The following is a 790-nucleotide window of genomic DNA, read 5'->3' as shown; positions in this document are numbered from 1 at the left end:
CATATAGCGCCTTCACGAGCTTTCGCCATCGCGGCTGGACGCTGCAGTACGAGAAGCCAGAGCGCTATTTCCATACCGCGATGCGCTTTGGCGTGACCGGGCGCGAACTTTGGGTGACGCTCTCGGGCTCACTCTGGGAGCGTTTCCATGCCGACGCACCCGGCGACAAGAGTCGCCCTCGACCGGACGGCTATCTGACGGTGCGCGCACTCGCCAACAACGGCCGCCTGCCGCGCATGGCGCTGGCCGTTGCGACAATCACCGAGACCGTGTCAGGTTTTACCGGCATTGCGTCGGTGCGCAATCTGACCGCACCGACCTTGCCGCTTTATCCTCCGCGTTATCACCCGGAGTATGACTGGCGTGTGCTGGGACACTACACCGCAGGCTGCGCGAACGAGTTAAACATGATCGGAATTGGCGGCGCGCCGGTGCTTCGTGAGGTGCTGGAACTCTATGACTGGTCGCCAGACGAGAGCATCAAACGGCGCATCGACGCAATTCAAGACGTGCGACTGGCCGAGCATCAGAGCATGGATAAAGGGCCTATGCGCTTTGAGATTTGGATTCACGTGCGGCTCGATGCGACAGCGTTTGACGGACCGGGCGATGCGGCGCTCTTTGGCGACGTACTCAGCCGCTTCGTCGGACGCTACGCAAGCTTTCAACACGCGCTGCGTCTGATGCTGGAAATCGACGACAAAGCGACGCTTTACCCGCGCGGATTGTCCGTGAACACGAGCGTGTCCAGTTGACCATCCTTGCCTCGACCCTGCTTGTAAAACCAGCA

Annotated in this window: 1 protein-coding gene; it reads left to right on the top strand. The window is 60.6% G+C overall.

Annotated elements, in window-relative coordinates:
- On the top strand, nt 1-755 hold a 755-nt coding region (locus NCR40_RS27870), incomplete at its 5' end, for a type VI secretion system baseplate subunit TssF (protein WP_250511356.1).
- Nucleotides 756-790: the final 35 nt, after the last annotated feature.

Source organism: Caballeronia sp. GACF4 (genome assembly GCF_023631025.1).
Taxonomy (GTDB): Bacteria; Pseudomonadota; Gammaproteobacteria; order Burkholderiales; family Burkholderiaceae; genus Caballeronia.
This window is presented reverse-complemented; position numbering and strand designations above follow the sequence as displayed.